Below are 23,791 nucleotides of genomic sequence, written 5' to 3'. Positions count from 1 at the left end.
CCCGACCCCGTAGGCTCGTCCCTTGTGAGTACGCGCGCGGCATCGGCCATCCGGCACCCGGACGAGGTCGTGTGCGCCGTGCGCGGACTGACCAAGACCTATCCCGCGGTACGGGGCCGGCGCGGCACCCCGGCGACCGCCGAGGTACGGGCCACCGACGGCGTGGAGCTGGACATCCGCCGCGGGGAGATCTTCGGGCTGCTCGGCCCGAACGGCGCCGGCAAGTCCACCCTCGTACGCCAGCTGACCGGGCTGATGCGGCCCGACACGGGCACCGTCGAGATCCTCGGCCACGACATCGTGCGCCACCCCGAGCGGGCCGCGCGCATCCTCGCCTACCTCGGCCAGGAGTCCAGCGCCCTCGACGAGCTCACCGTCTCCCTGGCCGCCGAGACCACCGGACGGCTGCGCGGCCTCGACGTACGGCAGGCCCGGCGGGAACGGGACGACGTCCTCGACGAACTGGGGCTCACCCCGCTCGCCGGCCGCACCCTGCGCAAGCTCTCCGGCGGACAGCGGCGGCTGGCCTGCTTCGCCTCCGTGCTGGTGGGGGAGCGGCCGCTGCTGGTGCTGGACGAGCCGACCACCGGGATGGACCCGGTCGCGCGGCGCGCCGTGTGGTCCGCCGTGGACCGGCGACGCGCCGAGCGCGGCACGACCGTCCTGCTGGTCACCCACAACGTCATCGAGGCCGAGACCGTCCTCGACCGGGTCGCCGTCCTCGACCGGGGCCGGGTCATCGCCTGCGACACGCCGGCCGGGCTCAAGGAGCAGGTGGCCGGCGAGGTCCGGGTCGAGCTGGTGTGGCGGGAGCGGGCGCCGCTGGACGTCCCCGAGGTCGCCGCGCTGCGCGAGCGGGCCGTGGAGTCCGGGCGCCGCTGGACGCTGCGGCTGGCCCCCGACGAGGCCCGCGCGATCGTCGCCACCGTCACCGGCGGGGCCGCCTTCGCCGCCCTGGACGACTTCACCCTGGCCACGCCCAGCCTGGAGGACGTGTACCTGGCGCTGGGCGGGGCCGCGCGGCAGGGCCTGGTGCGGGCGTGAGCGATCTGAGCAGGGTGCGCCCCGGGGCCGTATGGTCCCTGGGGCCCGTACGCTCGGCAGGGGGCGTGGGGGACGGTATGAGAGCCGCAGGGAAGAGGAGCAGCGCCACGTGAGTGTCGTACCCGCCGAGGTTCTGCCGGGCAGCGCCCGGGCCGTCACCGGCACGGTCCGCGCGGCCGCCGAGCTGGCGCCGCGTGCGCGGCTGTGGCCGTCGCTCGTGGCCGTGTACCGGGCGCAGCTCTCCCGTGCGCGGGTGGCGCGGATCCCGCTGCTGTTCGTGGCGACCTTCCAGTCGGTCGGCATCCTGATCATGATGCGGGGTGTCGTGGACGGCGGCAGCGAGGCCGAGGCGGTGGTCGCGGGCTCCGCGGTGCTCGTCGTCGCGTTCGTCGCGCTCAATCTGCTCGCGCAGTACTTCGGGCAGCTGCGGGCGAGCGGCGGGCTGGACCACTACGCCACCCTGCCGGTGCCGCCGGCGGCCGTGGTGCTGGGCGCGGCGGGGGCGTACGCCTCCTTCACCGTGCCGGGGACCCTGGTGACCGCGGTGTTCGGGTGTGTGCTGTTCGGGCTGCCGCTGACGCATCTGTGGGTGCTGGTGGCCGTGATCCCGCTGGCCGGGGCCGCGCTGTCCGGGCTGGGCGCGGCGTTCGGGCTGCTCGCGCCGCGGCCGGAGCTGGCGACCGTGCTGGGCCAGCTGGGGATGTCCGCCGCGCTGCTGCTGGGGGTGCTGCCGCCGGACCGGATGCCGGAGGCGGTGCGGTTCGCCCGGGACCTGCTGCCGTCGACGTACGGCGTGGAGGCCTTCGCGCGGACCTTCGGGCCGGATCCGGACTGGGCGCTGGTGCTCGGGGACCTCGCGGTGTGCGCCGGGGTGGGCGTCGTCTCGCTGGCCGTCGCCACCTGGGCCTATCGCCGGGCCGCCGTCCGGTGACGCGCCGGACAGCCGGGCCTGGCACGATGTCAGGGTGACCGCACCGCTGACTCCGCCTCCGCCGCCGCACGAACCGTCCCCGCAGGGGGCCGCCTGGCCGCCTCCGCCCGGGGAGCCTGGGGGGCCGCTGGGCGTGGCGGCCGTGCCGCAGGACGCCGCGTACGGACAGGACGGGCCCGGGATGAAGACCGAACTGCGGGAGGCCGCCGTGGTGACGGTGGCGGTCGCGGTGGCCGGGGTGCTGCTCGGGGTGCTGTGGAAGTATCTGGCGCCCTCCGTGCCCCTGGTGGGGGACGTGGTGAACGGCGGGTGGGTCGTCTACCTCAAGGACACCGAGGGGGAGCAGGCGATCGGGGTGGACGGGACGTTCACCCTGCTGGCGCTGGTGTTCGGGGCCGTGAGCGCGGCGGTGGTGTTCGCCTGGCGGCGGCGCGGGGGCGTGCCGCTGGTGGTGGCGCTGATGGCCGGGGGCCTGCTCGGGTCGGTGCTGGCGTGGCGGCTGGGGGTGTGGCTGGGGCCCGGGTCGGACGTGATCGCCCAGGCCAAGGCCGCGGGCAAGGGCGTGACGTTCTCGGCGCCGCTGAAGCTGGGCGCGCGGGGTGCGCTGCTGGCCTGGTCGTTCGCTGCCCTGCTGGTCCACCTGGGCCTCACGGCCCTGTTCGGCCCGCGTGACCCCGACCCGTACGGCCAGGGCCAGGCCCCGAAGGACGCGTACGGCGCGCCGCTCGCGTAGCGGCGGTTCTCGCCCCCGCCAAGGGGGCTCCGCCCCCTGGACCCCCGATCGGCCCTGAACGGGCCTCGTCCTCGAACGCCGGACGGGCTGGATTACGTGAGCCGGCGCTGAAACACCCCTCAGCCGCGGCCGATCGGGGCCAGGACCGCCGCGGTCAGGGTGGCCAGGTCGGCCGGGGCGAGTTCCACCTCCAGGCCCCGGCGGCCCGCAGAGACACAGATCGTGGCGTGGGTGGTGGCCGAGGCGTCGAGGACCGTGGGCAGCCGCTTGCGCTGGCCGAGGGGCGAGATGCCGCCCCGGACATAGCCCGTGGTGCGTTCGGCCAGGGCGGGGTCGGCCATGGCGGCGCGTTTGCCGCCCACCGCCGAGGCCAGGGCCTTCAGGTCGAGGGAACCGGCCACCGGGACCACCGCGACCGTGAGCGCGCCGTCCACGTCCGCCACCAGCGTCTTGAAGACCCGGTCGGGGGACACGCCCATCGCCTCCGCGGCCTCCTCGCCGTAGGAGGGGTGGCCCGGGTCGTGGTCGTAGGCGTGGACCGTGAAGTCCACGCCCGCCGAGGTGAGGGCCACCGTGGCGGGGGTGCCGCCGGACTGCTGCTGCTTCTTCGGCTTCTTCGCCATGGGTGCGGGCGCCTTCGGGAATGCGGTTCGGGAGGTCAGTTGAGGCTCGTCGGGCCGCGCGTCAGGTCCGACGCGGGCAGCGAGGGCAGGCTACGGATGATCGCCGTCTCGGTGCGCAGGAGTTTCAGTTCGTCGCGGAGCCGGGAGGCGGTGTCGGGGGCCTGGAGGAGGCGCTGCTTCGTGGGCGTGTCGAGCATTATCGCCGCGGCCACCAGGTAGGACACCACCGCGGGGTCGTCGGGCAGGTCCGCGCCGGTGGTGAGGGAGCGTTCCCGGGCGCCCGCCAGGCGTTTCTGGTACTGGCGGAAGGCCCGCAGGACGCCCTCGGCGAGCGCGCCGGCCTCGTCGCCCGGTGCCTCGGGGAGCTCTTCCAGTTCCGCGGTGAGGAACGGGCCCGAGGCGTCCACCGACACCAGGCGCACCCGGGTCGTGCCCGTCGCCAGGACCTCGAAGGTGCCGTCGGCACGCTCGCGGATCGTGGCGGCGTCGGCGATGCAGCCGGTGCCGTGGAAGGCCTTGACGGGATCGTCGCCGAAGCCGGCCGTCGGGCCGCGCTCGGGCAGCGCGGTCGGGTCGGGCAGCCCCGGCGCGCTGGGCGCGACCTCGTGGCCGTCGCGGATGGCGACGACGGCGAACCGGCGCGGTTCGTCCTCGGAGGTCTTGAGGAGGTCGCGCATCATGGCGCGATAGCGCTCCTCGAAGACGTTCAGCGGGAGCACCAGACCCGGGAACAGCACCGAGTTCAGGGGGAAGAGCGGCAGACGGACGGTGGTCACGGCGCAGAAGCCTAATGGTCGTCCGGGTGGGCTCGGTCGCCGTGCCCCTTTCGTGGCTGCCACGGTTCGGGCACGGCCCGTCCCGTGTACACGGCCTCGCGCACCGCGAGGAAGTGGCCGAGGGGGTCGTCGGAGAGCCGGCTCCAGGGGAAGGAGGTGGCGTACGGGCCGATCAGACGCAGCTGGACGAGGGCGTCGTCGAGGCGGCCGAGGCGGACCAGGACGTACACCAGCAGGTTGCGTATCTCGGCCGGCCAGGGGTCCAGGGACGGGAAACGCGCAGACAGGGCGATCGCGCGGTCGGCCGCCGCGTCCAGCCGCTCGCGCGGCAGCTCGGGGCCGCAGCCGTCGGTGAGATAGGCGAAGGCCGCCCGGGCCGGGAGCGCCTGGACGAGCGAGCCCGCCGGGGCGTCCTGGGCGGCCCGGTCGGCGAAGTCGAAGCACTCGCGGTGCGAGCCGTGCCAGGACTCGGCGAGATAGCGCTTGGCGGCGACATGGCAGCCGTAGTGGTGCGGGGCGCGGCGCACCGCCGCCTCCCACAGTTCGCCGAAGTACTTGTGCCCGGCCCGCGCGCCGCGGGCGTGGTCCAGGGCGATCCGCCACGGCACCGGGTCGCCGTGGTCGCTCTGCGCGGCCGCCGTGATCAGCGGGCTCACCTCGCGCAGCAGTTCGGCCCGCGCCGGTGACAGCCAGGCCCGGTCCACCGCGAGCTGGGCCGAGACCAGCAGCAGGTCCGGGTCGCGGGGCGCCGCGGCGCGCCACTCCTCGAACCACTCCGTGCGGGAGTGCGCGAAGGAGGCCAGACGGGTCACATAGCGGTCGCGGTACTCCCACTCGGCCCGTTCCCGGGTGCGGGTGAGCAGGGCGGCGGCCGGCTCGTACGAGCCCCGTCCGGCCGCGACCAGGACCGGGCCGAGCCGGTCGTCGGGCACATCGAGGAGCACCTCGTCGTCGGCGGGAAGCCCGGCGCCGGGGTGGGGGGCGGCGGTCGTCCGTGCCGCCCGGGAGATCCGGGAGGCACGGATGAAGGGGGGCAGCAGAGCCATGGTGCCGCCCATTGAAAAGCCGCAGGTCGGGTTCCGCCAGAGGGTGCGGGCAAGCCTGGGAAAGTTGTACGCCCCCAGGTCAAGGAACCGTAAAAAGTGAGCCCTGTTCAGGGATTGTTCGTGCACGGACAAGGGGGTTGTGTGGAGATTCGGCCGTACGGGTTTCAGCCTGCCGGGAGCGGGCCCGTCGCCCCCGTCGCACGGACCGCGTCACCCCCGGCGCAGCAGCCTCGTGGCCCCCGCCGCCACCGTCGTCGCCAGGACCCAGCCCAGCAGGATCAGCGCCGTCGACAGCCACTGCCAGCCGCCGGTGAGCTGCCACTGGCCGACCTGGCCCAGGTCGATCACCGGCAGCAGCAGGTCCAGGCTGAACAGGGCCGGGTTCCAGGGCGGGTGCCCGCCCGGGTTCACCGGGGGATGCGGGGCGTTCGCGAAGGCCAGGGTGCTCGCCGCCCACAGCACCGCCATCCACACCGCCGCCCGGCCCGGCCGGTACCCGTAGGCGACCGTCCAGTCCTGCGCGTAGCCCACCAGCTTCGCGGCCGGCGGCAGCGTCTCGCGGCGGCGGCGCTGCTTGGCGAGCAGCACCTCACGGGCGTCCTCGTCCTCGCCGCCCTCCCGCAGCACCGTCGCCAGCCGCTCGTACGGCTCCGGCGCGTACTCGGCGGTCGCCGCGGCGATCCACTCCAGCCGCGCGGCCAGCGGGAACGGGCCCTGCGGCACCAGGTTCTCGTACGCGAAGCCGCCCATGTGCAGACTGCCCGGGCCCGGCCACGCGCTCGCCCGGTCCACCAGGTTGATCACCCGGGCGCCGGACAGCACCACCCTGCCGCGCCGCGGCCGCTCCCCGAGGAACCGCAGCTCGGGCGTCTGGACCCGGACCAGCGACAGCTCCTGGTCGTCCGTGAAGGTGAACCGGGCCCGCTCCAGGTCGACCGCGTCCCCGAACCGCCCGTCGTCCAGCCGCACCCCGCCCCGGCACTCGAACCGCTGGATCCGTGTCCCGCGCGCGGGTGTCGTCCCGCTCAGCGCCTGCCGGCCCACGCCCGCCGGGGTCAGGTACAGCGAGCGCTCCACCGTCAGCTGCGGCGCGTTCAGCGCGAGCCGGGTGTACGGGTTGACCAGCCGGGCGCCCCGCAGACTCAGCGACACGCCGATCTTGGCGCTGCGCAGGCTCAGCTCGCCGTGCGACTCCAGCAGCTCCGCCTGGAGGTCCTGGCCGACCGTCATCCCGTCGGCGGCGATCGAGCGGCCCGTCCGGTCGCGGTACACGATCGCCTGGTTCAGCATCAGGTCCGTGCCGATGTGCGCGTCGGTGAGCCGTACGCCGTTGTGGAAGCGGCAGCGGGGCAGATGCAGATCGCCCTCCGTGTGCAGCCGGGCCGCCTCCAGCCGCGGCACCGCGCAGTCCACCATCCGCAGCGTCGCGAACCGCGCCTCCGGCAGCAGCACGTCCCGCTCGAACCGGCAGCGCCGCAGCTCGACGTACGGCACCACCGTGCCGCCCGCCAGATCGAGGCTGCCGCTGATCCGCACGCCGACCAGCTTGAGGCTGGACACCCGGCCCGCCAGCGCGGGCGGCCCGGCCAGCAGCAGCCAGGCGACGATCCTGGCCCGTACGGTCCGCTCCCCGCCCCACGGATGCCCGCCGTGCGGATCGTCCACGACCGTGTCCCCGCTGCTCAGGTCGTACACGCTGCCGTTGCGGAAGGCCTGCCACATACCGGCCTCGGCGGCGGTCAGATCATCCGGGATGTCCCCCGCGGCCGCTCCGTCCCCTTCGGTCACCATCTGTCACCCCCTTGCTCCCCCACAGCCCTTGATGCCCTTGCGTGACCCCTCGGAAGCAAGACGTGAAGGTGATCTTCCGGGTTCCGGCCACGCTCCGTATCAGCCACTGATACGCGCGGACCGCGCCGGAACCCGGTCTGAGAGAATTGGGCTGTGATCTCTCGAATCGATCTGCGCGGCGACGCCCTTCCCGAGGGCCCCGCACTGCGTGACCTGCTGCCCCGAGCCGACTTCGACGTACAGGCCGCCCTGGAGAAGGTGCGTCCGATCTGCGAGGCCGTGCATCATCGGGGCGACGCGGCACTGATCGACTTCGCGGAGAAGTTCGACGGCGTACGGCTGGAATCCGTCCGTGTCCCCGCGCAGGCCCTCGCGGACGCGCTGGAGCAGCTCGACCCGGCCGTGCGCGCCGCGCTGGAGGAGTCCATCCGCCGCGCCCGGCTCGTCCACCGCGAGCAGCGCCGCACGACCCGCACGACCCAGGTCGCGCCCGGCGGGTCCGTGACCGAGAAGTGGGTGCCCGTGGAGCGCGTCGGGCTGTACGCGCCCGGCGGCCGGTCGGTCTACCCGTCCTCCGTCGTGATGAACGTCGTGCCCGCACAGGAGGCCGGCGTCGAGTCCGTCGCCCTCGCCTCGCCGGCCCAGGCCGAGTTCGGCGGCCTGCCGCACCCCACGATCCTCGCCGCCTGCGCCCTGCTGGGCGTGGACGAGGTGTACGCGGCCGGTGGCGCGACCGCCGTCGCGATGTTCGCCTACGGCACCGAGTCCTGCGCGCCCGCCGCCATGGTCACCGGCCCCGGCAACATCTGGGTCGCCGCCGCCAAGCGCTACTTCACCGGCAGGATCGGCATCGACGCCGAGGCCGGCCCGACCGAGATCGCGGTCCTCGCCGACGACACGGCCGACCCGGTGCACGTGGCGTCCGACCTGATCAGCCAGGCCGAGCACGACCCGCTGGCCGCCGCCGTCCTGGTCACCGACTCCGTCGAGCTCGCGGACGCCGTCGAGAAGGAGCTGGAGCCGCAGATCGCGGCCACCAAGCACGTCGACGACCGGATCGTCCCGGCCCTCAAGGGCCGGCAGTCCGCGATCGTGCTCGTCGACGGCATCGACGAGGGCCTCAGGGTGGTCGACGCGTACGGCGCCGAGCACCTGGAGATCCAGACGGCGGACGCGGCGGCCGTGGCCGACCGGGTCAAGAACGCCGGCGCGATCTTCATCGGCCCCTGGGCCCCGGTCTCCCTCGGCGACTACGCCGCCGGGTCCAACCACGTGCTGCCCACCGGCGGCTGCGCCTGCCACTCCTCGGGCCTGTCGGTCCAGTCCTTCCTGCGCGGCATCCACATCGTCGACTACACGAAGGACGCGCTGGCCGAGGTCGCGCACCACGTGGTCACGCTGGCGGAGGCGGAGGACCTGCCCGCGCACGGCGCGGCGATCAAGGCAAGGTTCGGGTGGAAGGTACCGACGAGCAAGTGAACCCCGGAATCGACGATCTCCCCGTACGGGACGAGCTGCGCGGCAAGTCCCCCTACGGCGCGCCCCAGCTGGACGTCCCCGTACGGCTGAACACCAACGAGAACCCCTACCCGCTGCCCGAGCCGCTGGTCGAGCGGATCGCGGAGCGGGTCCGTGAGGCGGCCCGCGACCTCAACCGCTACCCCGACCGGGACGCCGTCGAGCTGCGCACCCGGCTCGCGCAGTACCTGACGGACACCTCCGGGTACGAGGTCTCGCTCGCCAACGTCTGGGCCGCCAACGGCTCCAACGAGGTCCTCCAGCAGCTGCTCCAGACCTTCGGCGGACCGGGCCGTACGGCGATCGGCTTCGAGCCGTCGTACTCGATGCACGGGCTCATCGCGCGCGGCACCGGCACCGGCTGGATCTCGGGTCCTCGCAACGAGGACTTCACCATCGACCTCGCGGCCGCCGAGAAGGCCCTCGCCGAGCACCGCCCGGACGTCGTCTTCATCACCACCCCCAACAACCCCACCGGCACCGCGGTCCCGGCCGAGACGGTCCTCGCGCTGTACGAGGCCGCGCAGGCGGCGAAGCCGTCGATGGTGGTGGTCGACGAGGCGTACATCGAGTTCAGCCACGGCGACTCGCTGCTGCCGCTGATCGAGGGCCGGCCGCATCTCGTCGTCTCGCGGACGATGTCCAAGGCCTTCGGCGCGGCCGGGCTGCGCCTCGGCTACCTCGCCGCGCACCCGGCCGTGGTGGACGCCGTCCAGCTGGTGCGGCTGCCGTACCACCTGTCGGCCGTCACCCAGGCGACCGCGCTGGCCGCCCTGGAGCACACCGACACGCTGCTGAAGTACGTCGAGCAGCTGAAGGCGGAGCGGGACCGGCTGGTGAGCGAACTGCTGGCGATCGGCTACGAGGTCACGGCGTCCGACGCCAACTTCGTGCAGTTCGGCCGGTTCGCCGACGCCCACGAGGTCTGGCAGCGGATCCTCGACCGGGGCGTCCTGGTCCGCGACAACGGTGTACCGGGCTGGCTGCGGGTCACCGCCGGAACCCCCGAAGAGAACGACGCGTTCCTCGACGCGGTCCGTGAAGTCAAGAAGGAGCAGAGCGCATGAGCCGCGTAGGACGTATAGAGCGCACGACGAAGGAGACCTCGGTCCTCGTCGAGATCAACCTCGACGGCACCGGCAAGGTCGACGTGTCGACCGGCGTCGGCTTCTACGACCACATGCTCGACCAGCTCGGCCGGCACGGTCTGTTCGACCTGACCGTGAAGACCGACGGCGACCTGCACATCGACTCGCACCACACCATCGAGGACACCGCCCTCGCCCTCGGCGCCGCCTTCAGGCAGGCCCTCGGCGACAAGGTGGGCATCTACCGCTTCGGCAACTGCACGGTCCCGCTGGACGAGTCCCTCGCCCAGGTGACGGTGGACCTGTCCGGCCGCCCGTACCTCGTGCACACCGAGCCCGAGAAGATGGCGCCGATGATCGGCGAGTACGACACCACGATGACCCGGCACATCCTGGAGTCCTTCGTCGCCCAGGCCCAGATCGCGCTGCACGTGCACGTGCCCTACGGGCGCAACGCCCACCACATCGTGGAGTGCCAGTTCAAGGCCCTGGCCCGGGCCCTGCGCTACGCCTCCGAGCGCGACCCGCGCGCGGCCGGCATCCTCCCCTCCACGAAGGGTGCGCTGTAAAGCCATGACCGGTCTGTCGACCCTTCTGATCGTCGTCGGCCTGTTCCTGGCCGGCGGCATCTACTCCTTCGTCAAGCAGGACATGCCCAGGAGCCTGATCGTGCTGCTGTCGATCGGCGCCGGGATGTGCCTGGTCGCCGGTGTGCTGCGGCTGGAGGTGTGGAATTGAGCGCGGTGAGCAAGAAGGTCGTCGTCTTCGACTACGGCTTCGGCAACGTCCGCTCCGCCGAGCGCGCCCTCGCACGCACCGGGGCCGAGGTCGAGATCACCCGTGACTTCGACCGGGCGATGAACGCCGACGGGCTGCTGGTGCCCGGCGTCGGCGCCTTCGCCGCCTGTATGACCGGCCTGCGCGAGGCGCGCGGCGACTGGATCATCGACCGCAGGCTGTCCGGCGGCCGCCCGGTGATGGGCATCTGCGTCGGTATGCAGATCCTGTTCGCCCGGGGCATCGAGCACGGCGTCGAGACCGAGGGCCTCGACGAGTGGCCCGGCTCGGTCGAGCCGCTCCAGGCCGAGATCGTCCCCCACATGGGCTGGAACACCGTGGACGCGCCGGCCGACTCCGAGCTGTTCGCCGGGCTCGACGCGGACGCCCGTTTCTACTTCGTGCACTCCTACGCCGTCCACGACTGGTCGCTGGAGACCCGCAACGCGGCCATGCGCGCGCCCAAGGTGACCTGGACGACGCACGGCAAGCCGTTCGTGGCCGCCGTGGAGAACGGCGCCCTGTGGGCCACGCAGTTCCACCCCGAGAAGTCCGGCGACGCCGGAGCCCAGCTCCTCACCAACTGGATCGGAACCCTGTGAGCAAGCTCGAACTCCTCCCCGCCGTCGACGTCCGCGACGGCCAGGCCGTCCGTCTCGTCCACGGCGAGTCCGGCACGGAGACCTCCTACGGCTCCCCGCTGGAGGCCGCCCTCGCCTGGCAGCGGGCGGGCGCCGAGTGGCTGCACCTGGTCGACCTGGACGCCGCGTTCGGCACCGGCGACAACCGGGATCTGGTCCGTGAGGTCACCGGGGCCATGGACATCAAGGTGGAACTGTCCGGCGGCATCCGCGACGACGCCTCGCTCGCCGCCGCGCTGGCCACCGGCTGCACCCGCGTCAACCTCGGCACCGCCGCCTTGGAGACCCCCGAGTGGGTCGCCAAGGTCATCGCCGAGCACGGCGACAGGATCGCCGTCGGTCTGGACGTCCGCGGGACGACCCTGAAGGGCCGCGGCTGGACCCGCGACGGCGGCGACCTCTACGAGACGCTGGAGCGGCTCAACCAGGAGGGCTGCGCCCGGTACGTCGTCACCGACATCGCCAAGGACGGCACCCTCCAGGGCCCCAACCTGGAGCTGCTGCGGAACGTCTGCGCCGCCACCGACCGGCCGGTCGTGGCATCGGGCGGCGTGTCGTCCCTCGACGACCTGCGCGCCATCGCCGAGCTGGTACCCCTCGGTGTCGAGGGCTCCATCGTCGGGAAGGCGCTCTACGCGAAGGCGTTCACCCTGGAAGAAGCACTGGAGGCAGTGTCGTCATGACGTCCGAAGCCGTACGGCGGGTGCAGAGCGGAAGTCCCTGGGAGGAGAGTTTCGGGTTCGCACGCGCCGTCGCGGCGGGAGACCGCGTGCTGGTGGCGGGCACCACGTCCTTCAAGGACAGCGTGCTCTACGGGGAGGGCGACCCCTACGAGCAGGCCAAGGTGGCCTTCACCGGCGCGCTCGAGGCGCTCGGCGCGTTCGGGCTCGGTGTGGAGTCCGTGATCCGTACCAGGATGTATCTGACACATCAGCGGGACGTCGACGACGTGGGCCGGGCCCACAAGGAGATCTTCGACGCCGTGCGCCCGGTCTCGACCCTGCTGGTCGTGGAGGGGTTCGTCGACCCGCGCATCCTGGTCGAAGTGGAACTAGAGGCATTCAGAGGAGCCGTGAAATCATGACCCTGGCGGTCCGAGTCATCCCCTGCCTGGACGTGGACAACGGCCGGGTCGTCAAGGGCGTCAACTTCCAGAACCTGCGCGACGCGGGCGACCCCGTCGAGATGGCCAAGGTCTACGACGCCGAGGGCGCCGACGAGCTGACCTTCCTGGACATCACCGCCTCGTCCGGCAACCGCGAGACCACCTACGACGTGGTGCGCCGCACCGCCGAACAGGTGTTCATCCCGCTGACCGTCGGCGGCGGTGTGCGCACCCCCGAGGACGTCGACAAGCTGCTGCGGGCCGGCGCCGACAAGGTGGGCGTCAACACGGCGGCCATCGCGCGCCCGGAGCTGATCAAGGAGATCGCCGAACGCTTCGGCAGCCAGGTGCTGGTGCTGTCGGTGGACGCGCGCCGCACCGCTCCGGGCTCCTTCGAGGTGACCACCCACGGCGGCCGCAAGGGCACCGGCATCGACGCGATCGAGTGGGCGCACCGGGCGGCCGAGCTGGGCGCCGGCGAGATCCTGCTGAACTCGATGGACGCGGACGGCACCAAGGACGGCTACGACCTGGAGATGATCGCCGCTGTCCGCAAGCACGTCACGGTCCCGGTCATCGCCTCCGGCGGCGCCGGGAGGCTCGGCGACTTCGCGCCGGCCGTCGCGTCGGGCGCGGACGCGGTGCTGGCCGCGTCGGTGTTCCACTTCGGCGACCTGCGGATCGGCGAAGTGAAGCAGGCACTGAAGGAGGCGGGCCACCCGGTGCGGTGACGCTCCGCCCGGCTCGAGGCAAGCCCCGGCCACCTGGCGGCCGGGGCTTGCCCATGGGCAGATGCAAAAGAAAAGTTGCGCAAAAATAATTGCGCAACTTTTCTTTCGCATTTACGGTGGGTGCATGACAGGCAAGGAGCGGAACCGCCGCATCACCGACCTCGGCACCCTCAAGGCGCTCGCCCACCCCCTGCGGATGCGGCTCTACCGGGCGCTGACCGTCGCCCGCACGGCCACCGCCTCGCAGCTCGCCGAACAGGTCGACGAGGCCGTCTCCCTCGTCAGCTACCACCTGCGCAAACTCGCCGAGCACGGGCTCGTCGAGGAGGCCGAGCCGCAGAGCGCCGACGGCCGCGAACGCTGGTGGCAGCCCTCCTCCGACGGAGTGAGCATCCACGACGAGGACTTCCGCGACGCGCCCGAGAAGGCCGCCGCGCACACCGCCGCCAGCCGCCTCTTCTTCGAGCAGCGCGCCGACATGTACCGCCGCTTCCTCGACGAGCGCATCCACTGGGGCGAGGCGTGGAACTCCGCCGCCGAGTCCTCCGAGTCCCACATGCGCCTCACCGCGGCCGAACTCACCGAACTCAACCGCGAGGTCCTCGCCCTGCTCCGCCGCTACGAGGAGCGGGGCCGGGCCGCCGACGAGGCCGGGGACCGCGAGGGCCGCGAGAGCGTCGCCGTGCACACGTACGCGTTCCCGTTCCGGACCTGAGAAGGAGCCCCGCCATGAGCCCCGCCGCGAGCCCGGCCCTCGTCCGCACGGCCCCGGCCGAAGAGCGCGCCGCGCACCGCGACCCCAACGTGCTGCGCTGGCTCGGCGCCTACACCTCCTCGATGGTCGGCGACAGCGTGTACTACATCGCTCTGTCCTGGGCCGCCGTCCAGGAGGGCACACCCGCGCAGGCGGGACTCGTGATGACGGCGAGCGCCGTACCGCGGGCCCTGCTGATGCTCGGCGGGGGAGTGATCGCCGACCGGTTCGGTCCCCGGCGGGTCGTCATCGGCAGCGACGCCGTGCGCTGTGCGGCCGTCCTCGCGGTGGCCGCGCTGCTGTTCCTGGCCAGCCCCGGTCTGTGGCCGCTGGCCCTGCTGGCCGTGGCCTTCGGCACCGTCGACGCCGTGTTCGTGCCCGCCGTGGGCGCCCTGCCCGCGCGCGTGACCCATCCCGGCCAGCTCGCGCGCGTACAGGGCATGCGGGGGCTCGCGATCCGGTTCGCGAGCGTCGTCGGCGCACCCCTCGGCGGTTTCGGCGTGGCGGCGGGCGGGGCGGCGGCCGCGTTCGGGCTGGCGGGGCTGCTGATCGCGGCCTCCCTGCCGCTGCTGCTCTCCGTCCGGACACGGGAGCTGACCGCCGACGACGGGGCCACCGCCTCCGGCGGCACCGCCCGGGCCGACCTGATGGCGGGCCTGCGGTACATCCGCCGCCACCGCGTGCTCGCGCCGCTGATGCTGGCCATCACCCTGGGGGACCTCGGCTTCGTCGGACCGCTCAACGTGGGCCTGACCCTGCTGGCCGACGAACGCGGCTGGGGTGCCTCCGGAATGGGCTGGGTGCTCGCCGGGTTCGGCGTCGGCGCGGGCGCCGTCTCACTCCTGCTGACCGTACGAGGGCGGCTCCCGCATGCCGGGCAGGTCGCCGGCTGGTCGATCCTGGCGGGCTCGCTCGCCATCGGCGCCCTCGCGCACGCGCCGACGGTCGCCGTCGCCGTCGGCACGGCCCTGCTGGTGGGACTGCTGGCCGGGCTCAGCGGCGCCATGTGCGGCGCCCTGCTGCAGACCCAGGCCGACCCCGCGTACCTCGGGCGGGTCACCGCCGTGTCCAGTCTGGCCAGCCTCGGGCTGAGCCCGCTCAGCATGCCGTTGTCCGCCGCCGCGATCGGAACCTGGGGCACCGGTCCGGTCTTCCTGGTCAGCGCGGCGGTCTGCGGACTCGGCGGGGTCGTCGCCCTCTGCGTCCCCGCCCTGCGCCGCGCCGAGCTGCCCCGCTGATCAGCCCTTCGGCTGTGCCAGTTGCACCAGATTGCCCACCGTGTCGTCCAGCACGGCCGTGATCACCGGACCCTGCTCGGTCGGGGCCTGCGTGAACGCGACACCCAGGGCGCGCAGCCGGTCGTACTCCTGCCGGACGTCGTCCACGGAGAAGACGATGCACGGCAGCCCCGCCAGCTTCACGGCCGTGCGGTACGGCTCCGCGATGGGGCCCTGCCCGGGCTCCAGCAGCAGCTGAAGGTCCTGCTGGGCGCCCTCGGCCGCGCCGACGGTGACGAACAGGGTGCCGCCGCCCAGGTCCATGTGCATCCGGGTCTCGAAGCCCAGCACGTCCGTGTAGAACGCGTGGGCCTTCGCGACGTCGTCGACGTACACGCTGGTCATGGCTACTTTGATCACGGGGGTGCCCTTTCAGCCCGCTCGGATTCAGCCCGCTCAGATGCCGAGCTGCCTGCCGCTGTGCAGCTTCTCGACGGCGTCCTCGTCGCCGTCCAGCTCCACCTTCGCGGCGCTCTGCCGGCCGTACAGGAACAGCAGCAGCTCCGACGGCTCCCCGGTGACCGTCACCACCGGCGCGCCGCGCTGTGCGACCACCGTACGGCCGTCCGCGCGGCGCAGCACCAGACCGGTCGGGGCACCGCGGCCCATCAGCCGTGCCGTGCGCTCCAGCCGGGACCACAGGGCGTCCTGGAAGACCGGGTCGAGCTCCCGGCCCGTCCAGTCGGGCTGCGCCCGCCGCACGTCCTCGGTGTGGACGTAGAACTCGATCGTGTTGGACGCCTCGTCGATCTGCTTCAGCTGGAAGGGTGAGAAGCGCGGCGGGCCGGTACGGATCAGCTGGATCAGCTCCTCGTACGGCTTGGCCGCGAACTCCGCCATCACCTTGTCCAGCCGCGGTGCCAGCTGCTTGATCAGGATGCCCCCGGCGGCGTCCGGACGACGCTCGCGCACCACCACGTGCGCGGCCAGGTCCTGCGTCTCCCAGCCCTCGCAGAGGGTCGGGGCGCCCGGACCGGCCGTCTCCAAGAGGTCGGCGAGAAGGAGCCGTTCACGCTTGGCGAAAGTCGACATGCTGTCAGCCTACGACCACGTACGGGGTCCGCACAGTGGACACCGGCCCGTCACCCTCCGTCGCGCGCGGCACAATGGCACCCATGACCAGCACGCCCCCGCCCACCAGCCTGGACCCCGGGATCGCCGCGCGCCTGAAGCGCAGCGCCGACGGGCTCGTCCCCGCCATCGCCCAGCAGTACGACACCGGTGAGGTGCTCATGCTCGGCTGGATGGACGACGAGGCGCTGCACCGCACCCTCACCACCGGCCGCTGCACCTACTGGTCGCGCAGCCGCCGTGAGTACTGGGTCAAGGGCGACACCTCCGGCCACTTCCAGTGGGTGAAGTCCGTGGCGCTGGACTGCGACGCCGACACCCTGCTGGTCCAGGTCGACCAGGTCGGCGCCGCCTGCCACACCGGCGCGCGCACCTGCTTCGACGCCGACGTGCTCCTCAAGGACGCCGATTCCGGCGTAACCGCCTCGGATCAGTAAGGTCAGCCGCCATGGACCTCGAGACGTTCCGCAAGCTGGCCACCGACCGACGGGTCATCCCGGTCACCCGCAAGCTCCTCGCCGACGGCGACACCCCGGTCGCGCTCTACCGCAAGCTCGCCGCCGAGCGCCCCGGCACCTTCCTGCTGGAGTCCGCGGAGAACGGCCGCTCGTGGTCCCGGTACTCCTTCGTGGGCGTCCGGTCCGCGGCGACCCTGACGGCCCGCGACGGACAGGCCCACTGGCTCGGCGCCCCGCCCGTCGGCGTCCCCGTCGACGGCGACCCGCTCGCCGCGCTGCGCGCCACCATCGAGGCCCTGCACACCCCCCACCAGGAGGGCCTGCCGCCCTTCACCGGCGGCATGGTCGGCTACCTCGGCTACGACATCGTGCGCCGCCTGGAGAAGATCGGCCCCGGCGAGCGCGACGACCTGCGGCTGCCCGAGCTGACCATGCTCCTCACCAGCGACCTCGCCGTCATGGACCACTGGGAGGGCTCGGTCCTGCTGATCGCCAACGCGATCAACCACAACGACCTCGACACCGGCGTCGACGAGGCCCACGCGGACGCGGTGGCCCGCCTCGACGCCATGGAGGCCGACCTCACGCGCGCGGTGGCCCAGCCCCCGGCCGTACTGCCGCCCTCCGAACTGCCCGAGTACACCGCGCTGTGGGGCGGCCCCGACTTCCGGGAGGCCGTCGAGGACATCAAGGAGCGCATCCGCGCGGGCGAGGCCTTCCAGGTCGTCCCCTCCCAGCGCTTCGAGACGCCGTGCACGGCGAGCGCGCTGGACGTCTACCGCGTCCTGCGGGCCACCAACCCCTCGCCGTACATGTACCTGTTCCGCTTCTCCGACGGCGAGGGCGGTGCCTTCGACGTCGTCGGCTCGTCCCCCGAGGCCCTGGTCAAGGTCGAGGACGGGCAGGCCATGGTCCACCCCATCGCCGGCACCCGGCACCGCGGCGCCACCCCGCAGGAGGACCAGGCCCTCGCCGACGAACTCCTCGCCGACCCCAAGGAGCGCGCCGAGCACCTCATGCTCGTCGACCTCGGCCGCAACGACCTGGGGCGGGTCTGCGAGCCCGGCTCCGTCGAGGTCGTCGACTTCATGTCCATCGAGCGGTACTCGCACGTCATGCACATCGTCTCGACCGTGACCGGCAAGGTCGCCCCGGGCCGCACCGCCTTCGACGTCCTCACCGCCTGCTTCCCCGCCGGCACCCTCTCCGGCGCGCCCAAGCCCCGCGCCATGCAGATCATCGACGAGCTGGAGCCGTCCCGGCGCGGCCTGTACGGCGGCTGCGTGGGCTACCTGGACTTCGCCGGCGACTCGGACACCGCCATCGCCATCCGCACCGCCCTGCTGCGCGACGGCACCGCCTACGTCCAGGCCGGTGCGGGCATCGTCGCCGACTCCGACCCCGTCGCCGAGGACGAGGAGTGCCGCAACAAGGCGGCCGCGGTCCTGCGCGCGGTCCACACCGCGAACCGGCTCGTGAAGTAGCCCTCCCGCGCGGTGGGGCGCGAATCACTGAGCCCCGGGTGACGCTTCGCCCGGGGTTCAGGCGATAGTGGACCCCGTGACTGCTGTACCTCACCCCCGTTCCGTATCCGCCGCCTCCGCCCGGGCCGGCCGGCTGAGCCTCGGCCTCGCCCTGCTGTCCGGTGCGCTGGGCGCAGCCGTGGCCCTGCTCTCCACCCGGCAGCGCTGGTCCGAGGGCACGGCGACGGTGGCCGGCGGCCCCTTCGCCCTCACCGCCAGGGGCAGCGATGTCACGGGCGTGCCCGCGGCGCTCGCCATAGTCGGTCTCGCCGCGCTCGTCGCCGTCTTCGCCGTCCGCAAGGCCGGCCGGCTCGCGGTCTCCGCCCTCCTCGCGCTCTCCGGCGCCGGCATCGCCGTGGCCGCCCTGACCGGCGCCTCCGACGACTCCGCGCTCGACGAACAGGCCGCGCGGGCCTCCGGCGACACCTCCGCCTCCGTCGCCTCCTTCACCCACACCGCCTGGCCCTACGTCGCGGTCGTCGGCGGTGTCCTCATCCTCCTCGCGGGCCTGCTGGCCCTGCGCTACGGCCGCCAGTGGCCCGCCATGTCCGGCCGCTACGAACGCTCCGGCGCCCCCCGTCAGCGGCGGGCCGCCAAGCCCGTGGACCCCGAGCGGCCCGAGGAGATCTGGAAGGCCCTGGACCGCGGCGAGGACCCGACCGGCGCCGACCCCGCCTGACCGGCAGGGCACGGCTTCCCGATGTGGTGAACCAGACGCGAACGGAAGCCACCCCCGCGTCCGCCACGCGTGCGCGTACGGGACAATGGACCACGAGCCCCCGGCTCGGACGGACACACAGTCAGCGACACACAGTCGGCGACATGGACAGCAATGAGGAGCAAGTCATGGCGGGCAGCAGCCACGGACACACCCCGGCCGCCTGGACCGGTGTCACCATCGCCATCATCGGTTTCTGCGTCGCGGGCGCGTTCATGGTGATGGCCCAGCCCGTGGGCTTCTGGGCCGGCATGGCGATCGTGGCCCTCAGCGGGGTCGTCGGTGCCGCCATGCGCGCCGCCGGACTGGGGCAGCCGAAGGACACCCACCCGGTGCGCAAGGCTGCGGCGACGGTGAAGGCCGAGCCCGCCGCCGCCGAGGGCTGAGCGTCCGCAGACTCCCCGTGAGGGGCGGCCGGTGAGCACACCGGCCGCCCCTCACGCGCGTGTGCGTCCCGCGCGGGGCACAATGCGAGACGTGAACGCCGACAGCCAGCGCGTGACGACCACGGCCGCGGGACGCCTGGCCGTGCCCGCCGGGATCCTCGCCGCCGTCGCCGGGGCCTTCGCCTACGTCGGCGCCGTCGACCCCAACGAACCCGGCCACTACCCCGTCTGCCCCCTGTTGCGTGTCACGGGCCTGTACTGCCCCGGCTGCGGCGGTCTGCGCAGCGCGCACGCCGTCGTCCACGGGGACCTCCTCACCGCCCTGCACGCCAACGCGCTCGCGGTGGCCGGCTATCTGCTCTTCGCCGTCCTGTGGACCGTCTGGGTGGTCCGCGCGGTCCGCGGACGGCCCCTGCGGATCGACCTCTCCCCGGTCGCCCTGTGGTCGCTGGGCGCCTTGGTGCTGGTCTTCACGGTTGTCCGGAACCTGCCGTTCGGTGGCTGGCTGCACCCTTGATCAATGACCGAACGTCCAGGTAGTGGGACCGCGCTCCACCGGATGTGAGGCCGCACCCCTCCTGCGGATACCATCGCAGTGACCATCGTTTTCCACTGGTTGCGTGAAAGGGGGCCGCTCGCGTGAGTGTGCTCGACGAGATCATCGACGGAGTCCGGGCCGACCTCGCGGAGCGGCAGGCGCGCGTCAGCCTCGACGAGCTCAAGGAGCGCGCGGCCAAGGCGCCCGCCGCCAAGGACGGCGTCGCCGCGCTCAAGGGCGACGGCGTCAAGGTGATCTGCGAGGTCAAGCGCTCCAGCCCGTCCAAGGGCGCGCTGGCCGCCATCGCCGACCCGGCCGGCCTGGCCGCCGACTACGAGGCGGGCGGCGCCGCCGTCATCTCCGTCCTCACCGAGGAGCGCCGCTTCGGCGGTTCCCTGGCCGACCTGGACGCCGTCCGCGCGCGGGTGGACATCCCGGTCCTGCGCAAGGACTTCATCGTCACCGCGTACCAGCTCTGGGAGGCCCGCGCGCACGGCGCCGACCTCGCGCTGCTGATCGTGGCCGCCCTCGACCAGCCGGCCCTGGAGTCGCTGATCGAGCGCGCCGTCTCCATCGGTCTCACCCCGCTCGTCGAGGTGCACGACGAGGAGGAGGTCGAGCGCGCGGTCGACGCGGGCGCCCGGATCATCGGCGTCAACGCGCGCAACCTGAAGACCCTCGAGGTCGACCGCTCCACCTTCGAGCGGGTCGCCCCCGAGATCCCCGACCACATCGTCAAGGTCGCCGAGTCCGGCGTCCGCGGCCCCCACGACCTCATCGCGTACGCCAACGCGGGCGCCGACGCGGTCCTGGTCGGCGAGTCCCTGGTGACGGGCCGCGACCCGAAGACGGCGGTGGCGGACCTGGTGGCGGCGGGCGAACATCCCGCACTGCGCCACGGCCGGGGCTGATCACCCGCTAGGCTGACCCCGATGACTCTCACCGTGACGACCGTGGACCGGTACGCCCGCCTCGCGCGCGGCTGCCGCCCGAGGGGCTGCCGAGCCCCGGCGAGGCGTGTCCACGGCCGTCGCGTGCGGTACGTCATCGGAGACGAACCGGGACAGGTCAACGGACGTCGATGGCAGCGTGCCCTTCAGGGGCGCGGGGAACTGCGCGACAAGCCACTGACGGCCTGACGCCGTCCGACAACCCCCGCCCCCACGGCGAATCGTGTTTCGACCAACACTCACCGTGAGGTTTCCGCATGCCCAGCGACTTCTTCATTCCCGACCCCGAGGGTCACGTCCCCACCGCCGAAGGCTACTTCGGCGCGTTCGGCGGCAAGTTCATCCCGGAGGCCCTCGTCGCCGCCGTGGACGAGGTGGCCGTCGAGTACGACAAGGCCAAGCACGACCCGGAGTTCGCCCGCGAACTCGACGACCTGCTGGTCCACTACACCGGCCGCCCCAGCTCCCTGACCGAGGTGCCGCGGTTCGCCGAGCACGCCGGCGGAGCGACGATCTTCCTGAAGCGGGAAGACCTCAACCACACCGGCTCCCACAAGATCAACAATGTCCTCGGCCAGGCCCTGCTCACCAAGCGCATGGGCAAGACGAGGGTCATCGCCGAGACCGGCGCGGGCCAGCACGGCGTGGCCACGGCCACCGCCTGCGCCCTGTTCGGCCTCGAGTGCACGATCTACATGGGGGAGATCGACACCCGGCGTCAGGCCCTCAACGTCGCCCGGATGCGCATGCTCGGCGCCGAGGTCGTCGCGGTGAAGTCCGGCAGCCGCACCCTGAAGGACGCCATCAACGAGGCGTTCCGCGACTGGGTGGCCAACGTCGACCGCACCCACTACCTCTTCGGCACGGTCGCCGGTCCCCACCCCTTCCCGGCGATGGTCCGCGACTTCCACCGGGTGATCGGCGTCGAGGCCCGCCGCCAGCTCCTGGAGCGCGCCGGACGCCTCCCCGACGCGGCGATCGCCTGCGTCGGCGGCGGCTCCAACGCCATCGGCCTCTTCCACGCCTTCATCCCGGACGCCTCCGTCCGGCTGATCGGCTGCGAGCCGGCCGGCCACGGCGTGGAGACCGGCGAGCACGCGGCGACCCTCACCGCAGGCGAGCCCGGCATCCTGCACGGTTCGCGCTCCTACGTGCTCCAGGACGACGAGGGTCAGATCACCGAGCCGTACTCCATCTCGGCGGGCCTGGACTACCCGGGCATCGGCCCCGAGCACTCCTACCTCAAGGACAGCGGCCGCGGCGAGTACCGCGCGGTCACCGACGACGCCGCGATGCAGGCCCTGCGGCTGCTGTCGCGCACCGAGGGCATCATCCCGGCCATCGAGTCCGCGCACGCCCTCGCCGGCGCGCTGGAGGTCGGCAAGGAGCTGGGCAAGGACGGCCTGATCGTCGTCAACCTGTCCGGCCGCGGCGACAAGGACATGGACACGGCCGCCCGCTACTTCGGGCTGTACGACACCGACGCCGAGGTCGCGGCCAACGCCGCCGACGTCGCCGAGATCGAGGGGGACGCCCGGTGAGCGGGAACATCCAGTTGCTGTCGGACACCCTCGCCGCCGCGAAGGCCGAGGGGCGCTCCGCGCTCATCGCCTACCTCCCGGCCGGGTTCCCGACCGTGGACGGCGGCATCGAGGCGATCAAGGCCGTCTTCGACGGCGGCGCGGACGTCGTCGAGGTCGGTCTGCCGCACAGCGACCCCGTCCTCGACGGCCCGGTCATCCAGACCGCCGACGACATCGCCCTGCGCGGCGGCGTCAGGATCGCGGACGTCATGCGCACGGTGAAGGAGGCCCACGAGGCCACCGGGAAGCCGGTGCTCGTCATGACGTACTGGAACCCCATCGACCGCTACGGCGTCGAGCGGTTCACCGCCGAGCTGGCCGAGGCGGGCGGCGCGGGCTGCATCCTGCCCGACCTGCCGGTGCAGGAGGCGGGGCTGTGGAGGGAGCACGCCGACAAGCACGGCCTCGCGACGGTCTTCGTCGTGGCGCCCAGCAGCAAGGACGAGCGGCTCGCGCAGATCACCGCGGCGGGCAGCGGCTTCGTCTACGCCGCCTCGCTGATGGGCGTCACCGGCACCCGTGAGTCGGTCGGCGCGCAGGCCCAGGACCTGGTCGAACGCACCCGGGCCACCGGTTCCGGCCTGCCGGTCTGCGTCGGCCTCGGCGTCTCCGACGCCCGTCAGGCCGCCGAGGTCGCCGGCTTCGCCGACGGGGTGATCGTCGGCTCGGCCTTCGTCAAGCGGATGCTGGAGGCCCCGGACGCCGCGGCCGGCGTCGAGGCCGTCCGTGCGCTCGCCGGGGAGCTGGCGAAGGGCGTGCGCGGACAGGCGTAACCGGGCGGACGGGCGTAACAGAGCGGGACATTTCGTGTGGTTCACCCGTACGGGTGGACCTGGGACCGGGGAGGCGCAATGCGCCTCCCCGGTTCGTTCTGGGGGTGTGAGCGAGAAGAATCGTGAGGGAAAGCGCACCGCCCGGGAGCGGCTGGCGGTGGAGCGCGAGAAGCAGAAGGCCGCCGAGCGGCGGCGGCGCACACTGATCGTCGGCGCCAGCGTCGTCTGTGTGCTGGGCCTGGCCGCGGTGATCGGTGTCGTCGCGGCGAACTCCGGCAAGGACGAGGACAGCGCCAAGTCCGGCCCCGTCGTGGCGCCCTCGGGGGCCCAGGGCAAGGACGCCCTGGCGATCCCGGTCGGCAAGGACGACGCCAGGGCCACGCTCACCGTGTGGGAGGACTTCCGCTGTCCGGCCTGCAAGGCATTCGAGACGGCGTACAGACCGACGATCCACGAACTGACCGGCGCCGGGAAGCTCCGCGTCGAGTACCACCTGGCCACCCTCATCGACGGCAACATGGGCGGCAGCGGCTCCCGCAACGCGGCCAACGCGGCGGCCTGCGCCCAGGACGCCGGAAAGTTCACCGCGTACCACGACGTGCTGTACGAGAACCAGCCGGAGGAGACGGACGACGCCTTCAGCAAGAACAGCAAGCTGATCGAGCTGGCCGGCAAGGTCGACGGCCTCGACACGCCGGCGTTCCGCGCCTGTGTCGAGAAGGGCACGCACACCAGCTGGGTCGTGAAGTCCAACCAGGCCTTCCAGAGCGGCGGCTTCGGCGGCACGCCGACCGTGCTGTTCAACGGCAAGAACATCTACCAGGACCAGACGATGACTCCGGCGAAGTTCAAGCAGATGGTGGAGGAGGCCAACCAGGGGTGAGCGTTTCTCACCGGCCCGTTATGGAGCCGTAGCCGGGCCGCCCGCCGTGGGCCCGGTGCGGCAGGGTAGCGTC

Annotated in this window: 28 protein-coding genes; 22 read left to right on the top strand and 6 right to left on the bottom strand. The window is 72.8% G+C overall.

Annotation, left to right across the window (positions count from 1 at the left end):
• Positions 1–69 precede the first annotated feature (69 nt).
• The 3 genes from ABZ490_RS11435 to ABZ490_RS11425 all read left to right on the top strand — a co-directional run bounded on the left by ABZ490_RS11435 (position 70) and on the right by ABZ490_RS11425 (position 2,708).
• Positions 70–1,044 (top strand): ABC transporter ATP-binding protein, encoded by a 975-nt coding sequence (locus ABZ490_RS11435; RefSeq protein ID WP_358988041.1) that lies wholly within the window; start codon positions 70–72, stop codon positions 1,042–1,044.
• Between the two features lie 109 nt (positions 1,045–1,153).
• Positions 1,154–1,975 (top strand): ABC transporter permease, encoded by an 822-nt coding sequence (locus ABZ490_RS11430; RefSeq protein WP_358987866.1) that lies wholly within the window; start codon positions 1,154–1,156, stop codon positions 1,973–1,975.
• Between the two features lie 34 nt (positions 1,976–2,009).
• The gene (locus ABZ490_RS11425) at positions 2,010–2,708 is read left to right on the top strand and encodes a hypothetical protein (RefSeq protein ID WP_358987863.1); all 699 of its coding nucleotides are present in this window, start codon (positions 2,010–2,012) and stop codon (positions 2,706–2,708) included.
• A gap of 119 nt (positions 2,709–2,827) precedes the next feature.
• Here the strand turns inward: ABZ490_RS11425 and ybaK are convergent, their stop codons facing one another.
• The 4 genes from ybaK to ABZ490_RS11405 all read right to left on the bottom strand — a co-directional run bounded on the left by ybaK (position 2,828) and on the right by ABZ490_RS11405 (position 6,941).
• Complete coding sequence (gene ybaK / locus ABZ490_RS11420) at positions 2,828–3,331, bottom strand: Cys-tRNA(Pro) deacylase (RefSeq protein ID WP_358987860.1); 504 nt, start codon at positions 3,329–3,331, stop codon at positions 2,828–2,830.
• 35 nt (positions 3,332–3,366) lie between these two features.
• The gene (locus ABZ490_RS11415; protein ID WP_358987857.1) at positions 3,367–4,107 is read right to left on the bottom strand and encodes an LON peptidase substrate-binding domain-containing protein; all 741 of its coding nucleotides are present in this window, start codon (positions 4,105–4,107) and stop codon (positions 3,367–3,369) included.
• An 11-nt stretch (positions 4,108–4,118) separates the two neighbouring features.
• Complete coding sequence (locus ABZ490_RS11410) at positions 4,119–5,165, bottom strand: hypothetical protein (RefSeq protein WP_358987853.1); 1,047 nt, start codon at positions 5,163–5,165, stop codon at positions 4,119–4,121.
• A 198-nt stretch (positions 5,166–5,363) separates the two neighbouring features.
• Positions 5,364–6,941, bottom strand: coding sequence for an oxidoreductase (locus ABZ490_RS11405; protein ID WP_358988038.1), 1,578 nt, complete (start codon positions 6,939–6,941; stop codon positions 5,364–5,366).
• A gap of 156 nt (positions 6,942–7,097) precedes the next feature.
• Between ABZ490_RS11405 and hisD the strand changes: the two genes are divergently transcribed.
• The 10 genes from hisD (at position 7,098) to ABZ490_RS11355 (ending at position 14,796) form a co-directional block, all read left to right on the top strand.
• Positions 7,098–8,423 carry a histidinol dehydrogenase gene (hisD, locus tag ABZ490_RS11400; protein ID WP_358987850.1) on the top strand — a complete coding sequence of 442 codons (1,326 nt, stop codon included), beginning with the start codon at positions 7,098–7,100 and terminating at the stop codon, positions 8,421–8,423.
• Positions 8,420–9,529, top strand: a complete 1,110-nt coding sequence (locus tag ABZ490_RS11395; protein WP_358987847.1) for a histidinol-phosphate transaminase — start codon at positions 8,420–8,422, stop codon at positions 9,527–9,529. The genes hisD and ABZ490_RS11395 overlap by 4 nt, the downstream gene beginning before the upstream one ends.
• The gene (gene hisB, locus ABZ490_RS11390; protein ID WP_358987844.1) at positions 9,526–10,119 is read left to right on the top strand and encodes an imidazoleglycerol-phosphate dehydratase HisB; all 594 of its coding nucleotides are present in this window, start codon (positions 9,526–9,528) and stop codon (positions 10,117–10,119) included. Before ABZ490_RS11395 ends, hisB begins: the two co-directional genes overlap by 4 nt.
• Before the next feature lie 4 nt (positions 10,120–10,123).
• Entirely contained in the window at positions 10,124–10,288 is a 165-nt protein-coding gene (locus ABZ490_RS11385) for a hypothetical protein (RefSeq protein ID WP_055632935.1), read from the top strand.
• Positions 10,285–10,929: an imidazole glycerol phosphate synthase subunit HisH gene (gene hisH, locus ABZ490_RS11380; RefSeq protein WP_358987840.1), complete on the top strand. Its 645-nt coding sequence runs from the start codon at positions 10,285–10,287 to the stop codon at positions 10,927–10,929. The genes ABZ490_RS11385 and hisH overlap by 4 nt, the downstream gene beginning before the upstream one ends.
• On the top strand, positions 10,926–11,651 hold the full coding sequence (priA, locus tag ABZ490_RS11375) for a bifunctional 1-(5-phosphoribosyl)-5-((5-phosphoribosylamino)methylideneamino)imidazole-4-carboxamide isomerase/phosphoribosylanthranilate isomerase PriA (protein ID WP_358987838.1): 726 nt from the start codon (positions 10,926–10,928) through the stop codon (positions 11,649–11,651). The genes hisH and priA overlap by 4 nt, the downstream gene beginning before the upstream one ends.
• Positions 11,648–12,052 carry a RidA family protein gene (locus tag ABZ490_RS11370; RefSeq protein ID WP_358987835.1) on the top strand — a complete coding sequence of 135 codons (405 nt, stop codon included), beginning with the start codon at positions 11,648–11,650 and terminating at the stop codon, positions 12,050–12,052. The genes priA and ABZ490_RS11370 overlap by 4 nt, the downstream gene beginning before the upstream one ends.
• Positions 12,049–12,804 (top strand): imidazole glycerol phosphate synthase subunit HisF, encoded by a 756-nt coding sequence (hisF, locus tag ABZ490_RS11365; RefSeq protein WP_358987832.1) that lies wholly within the window; start codon positions 12,049–12,051, stop codon positions 12,802–12,804. Before ABZ490_RS11370 ends, hisF begins: the two co-directional genes overlap by 4 nt.
• A 124-nt stretch (positions 12,805–12,928) precedes the next feature.
• On the top strand, positions 12,929–13,519 hold the full coding sequence (locus tag ABZ490_RS11360; RefSeq protein ID WP_358987829.1) for a helix-turn-helix domain-containing protein: 591 nt from the start codon (positions 12,929–12,931) through the stop codon (positions 13,517–13,519).
• Positions 13,520–13,533: 14 nt separating this feature from the next.
• Positions 13,534–14,796 carry an MFS transporter gene (locus ABZ490_RS11355; RefSeq protein ID WP_358987826.1) on the top strand — a complete coding sequence of 421 codons (1,263 nt, stop codon included), beginning with the start codon at positions 13,534–13,536 and terminating at the stop codon, positions 14,794–14,796.
• Here ABZ490_RS11355 and ABZ490_RS11350 read toward each other — a convergent pair whose 3' ends face one another.
• The gene (locus ABZ490_RS11350; protein WP_358987823.1) at positions 14,797–15,195 is read right to left on the bottom strand and encodes a VOC family protein; all 399 of its coding nucleotides are present in this window, start codon (positions 15,193–15,195) and stop codon (positions 14,797–14,799) included.
• Positions 15,196–15,231: 36 nt separating this feature from the next.
• Positions 15,232–15,867: a TIGR03085 family metal-binding protein gene (locus ABZ490_RS11345; RefSeq protein ID WP_358987820.1), complete on the bottom strand. Its 636-nt coding sequence runs from the start codon at positions 15,865–15,867 to the stop codon at positions 15,232–15,234.
• A gap of 83 nt (positions 15,868–15,950) precedes the next feature.
• On the opposite strand from ABZ490_RS11345, the gene hisI reads away from it, so the two are divergent.
• From hisI to ABZ490_RS11300, 9 genes are all read left to right on the top strand, one after another.
• On the top strand, positions 15,951–16,343 hold the full coding sequence (gene hisI, locus ABZ490_RS11340) for a phosphoribosyl-AMP cyclohydrolase (RefSeq protein ID WP_358987817.1): 393 nt from the start codon (positions 15,951–15,953) through the stop codon (positions 16,341–16,343).
• Between the two features lie 11 nt (positions 16,344–16,354).
• Positions 16,355–17,848, top strand: a complete 1,494-nt coding sequence (locus ABZ490_RS11335) for an anthranilate synthase component I (RefSeq protein ID WP_358987813.1) — start codon at positions 16,355–16,357, stop codon at positions 17,846–17,848.
• A gap of 67 nt (positions 17,849–17,915) precedes the next feature.
• Positions 17,916–18,566 (top strand): TIGR02234 family membrane protein, encoded by a 651-nt coding sequence (locus ABZ490_RS11330; RefSeq protein WP_358987810.1) that lies wholly within the window; start codon positions 17,916–17,918, stop codon positions 18,564–18,566.
• A gap of 167 nt (positions 18,567–18,733) precedes the next feature.
• Positions 18,734–18,991: an HGxxPAAW family protein gene (locus ABZ490_RS11325; protein ID WP_358988035.1), complete on the top strand. Its 258-nt coding sequence runs from the start codon at positions 18,734–18,736 to the stop codon at positions 18,989–18,991.
• A gap of 82 nt (positions 18,992–19,073) precedes the next feature.
• The gene (locus ABZ490_RS11320; protein ID WP_358987807.1) at positions 19,074–19,508 is read left to right on the top strand and encodes a DUF2752 domain-containing protein; all 435 of its coding nucleotides are present in this window, start codon (positions 19,074–19,076) and stop codon (positions 19,506–19,508) included.
• A gap of 122 nt (positions 19,509–19,630) precedes the next feature.
• The gene (trpC, locus tag ABZ490_RS11315) at positions 19,631–20,440 is read left to right on the top strand and encodes an indole-3-glycerol phosphate synthase TrpC (protein WP_358987804.1); all 810 of its coding nucleotides are present in this window, start codon (positions 19,631–19,633) and stop codon (positions 20,438–20,440) included.
• Between the two features lie 296 nt (positions 20,441–20,736).
• Positions 20,737–22,020 carry a tryptophan synthase subunit beta gene (gene trpB, locus ABZ490_RS11310; RefSeq protein ID WP_358987801.1) on the top strand — a complete coding sequence of 428 codons (1,284 nt, stop codon included), beginning with the start codon at positions 20,737–20,739 and terminating at the stop codon, positions 22,018–22,020.
• Entirely contained in the window at positions 22,017–22,835 is an 819-nt protein-coding gene (gene trpA, locus ABZ490_RS11305; protein ID WP_358987798.1) for a tryptophan synthase subunit alpha, read from the top strand. The genes trpB and trpA overlap by 4 nt, the downstream gene beginning before the upstream one ends.
• A gap of 106 nt (positions 22,836–22,941) precedes the next feature.
• Complete coding sequence (locus tag ABZ490_RS11300) at positions 22,942–23,718, top strand: thioredoxin domain-containing protein (RefSeq protein ID WP_358987794.1); 777 nt, start codon at positions 22,942–22,944, stop codon at positions 23,716–23,718.
• Positions 23,719–23,791 lie beyond the last annotated feature (73 nt).

Origin of the sequence: Streptomyces sp. NPDC005811 (assembly GCF_040630405.1) — a bacterium.
Classification (GTDB): Bacteria; Actinomycetota; Actinomycetes; order Streptomycetales; family Streptomycetaceae; genus Streptomyces.
Note: the sequence above shows the minus strand (reverse complement) of the source record. Positions and strands in the feature narration are given on the sequence as shown.